The 2059-nt window shown below is 37.9% G+C and carries 3 protein-coding genes; all 3 read right to left on the bottom strand.

The features are described 5' to 3' along the window. Positions 1-605 (bottom strand): ABC transporter ATP-binding protein (locus tag AB7D94_RS17005; RefSeq protein WP_420267260.1); only part of this gene is annotated, 605 nt, incomplete at its 3' end. 1 nt (position 606) lies between these two features. Then, on the bottom strand, positions 607-1407 hold the full coding sequence (locus tag AB7D94_RS17000) for an ABC transporter permease (RefSeq protein WP_420267259.1): 801 nt from the start codon (positions 1405-1407) through the stop codon (positions 607-609). 406 nt (positions 1408-1813) lie between these two features. Further along, the gene (locus tag AB7D94_RS16995; protein ID WP_420267258.1) at positions 1814-2002 is read right to left on the bottom strand and encodes a hypothetical protein; all 189 of its coding nucleotides are present in this window, start codon (positions 2000-2002) and stop codon (positions 1814-1816) included. Positions 2003-2059 lie beyond the last annotated feature (57 nt).

Raw genomic sequence — 2059 nt, 5'->3', positions numbered from 1 at the left:
AATAAAGTATTTCCACTATCTTGAAATTCCATTAGCTTATTATAGCATTTATGCTGAAATTTTGCATCCCCTACCGCAAGTGCCTCATCGATTATTAAAATATCAGGGTCAACATTAACAGATGCCGCAAAAGCGAGCCTTACAAACATACCCGACGAGTAGAGTTTCACAGGCTGGTCAAAAAACTCACCAATATCCGCAAACTCTTGAATTTCTGGTATCTTTGAGTTAATTTCTTTGTTTGAAAGCCCATGCACTACCCCATTCATAATGACATTCTGACGCCCGGTCATTTCTGGGTTGAACCCGGCTCCCAACTCCAGTAGCGCTGAAATCCGGCCGTTTACTGTTATTTCCCCCACCGTGGGTTTTAATACTCCACAGATAATCTGCAAAAGTGTCGATTTCCCTGAGCCGTTTCTTCCTATTATGCCAACTGTAGAGCCTCGTTTAATGTCAAAGCTCACATCTTTCAACGCCCAAAATTCCTTGTGATACTTTTTCTTGAAAGGATGCAGCATTTCCATAAATCTCTCATTATGAGATTTAAATAATCGATATTTTTTCGATACGTTTTTGACAGATATGGCAATCTCTTCGGGCATATTATAATGCGTCTCCGAATTCTGACTTTAATTTTTTGAAGACAAGCCCCCCGCAGGCGAATAATGACAGGCATATCAGCCAAAAATAAATTCCAGACTTATAATTCTTCCAAAAAGGTATGTGATAGATAAAGGCATTCCGATAACCATCCACAATATAATACATTGGATTTAATTTGATAACAGGCTGGTATCGCACTGGTAATATATCAATAATCCAAACTATGGGTGTAAGCCAAAACCATAGATTAATTACAACACCTAATATCATCGATGTATCACGAAAAAAAACATTTATGGCCGAAAGCAGCCAGCTTAGGCCAAGACTTAATATGCAAAGCGCAATAATATAATAGAGAACCTGTATATTAATCAACGAAAATGACAGGCCGCTAAATAGTAGGATTATTAAAAAGATTATCAGCATTATCCCATGGGCAATTAAATTTGAAAGAAGTGTCACGATGGGCAGAATTTCCGTGGGGAATACCATCTTCTTTATGAGATATGATTTCTGCTTTAAGACGTTAGTGTTTGCTATCAACGTATCGGTAAAGGTCATCCATGGTATTAGACCAGCGCAAAAATATACTATAAAAGGCGCATCCTCAATTGGCCGTACCTTAAGACCAATAGAAAACACTAACCAATAGACAAATATCGTCAGCAACGGGTTAATTATCGACCATACAACCCCACCCATCGTACCTATATATTTATTTTTAATCTCCTGCAGCGCCATAGTGGCAATAACGGCACGATACTGATATAACATTTTTAAAAAAAGAACTATTGTGGACATTTTATCGACTTCCAGCTTGCTTCACAACCAAACGCGAATCCATTATTGGGGGTTTTCCTCTCATAAACGCCACATCTCACAGTTTGCAACACTGTGAGTGTTTCGACTGTAATAATCCCTTCTAAAATATGTCCACTCTAATTATATCTATCCCGCCGCCCTTTGTCAAGACAAAAAACCTCCCCAAGCTCCGACATTAGGAATTTACACCTATCGGTTTAAAGGGTTTTTCAGATCATTTTGCCATTTACAATGCTATCAATCAATTATTACATATTCTCAACAATTACTATCGTTAACTAGTTAATATTACATTATTAGTCCTATTTTAAACATACCTATCCATTTTTATGCCGGTGATTAATTTCTATAACTTCTTTTTAAGCTGTCCCATGCGAGGCTGAGTTCAAATATCTTCCCACCTGCTCTGTTCAATAACAGCCAGCTTTTTTATATCCACTGCCGGATATGCCCCCTGGATTACTTCATATCCTGTCTTTTCTTCCTCTGACGAATTTGTCGCTATTACGTGCTGAAAATATCTGTCCTCATCAAATATATCCGGCTGCCTCCGTATCTCTCTCTTTATCACCATGCGGAAGGACTTATAAATAGGTACAGTAGTAAGCGGACATTACTGTTATATATAATT

Source organism: Candidatus Magnetominusculus dajiuhuensis, from assembly GCF_046044395.1.
Lineage (GTDB): Bacteria > Nitrospirota > Thermodesulfovibrionia > Thermodesulfovibrionales > Magnetobacteriaceae > Magnetominusculus > Magnetominusculus dajiuhuensis.
This window is presented reverse-complemented; position numbering and strand designations above follow the sequence as displayed.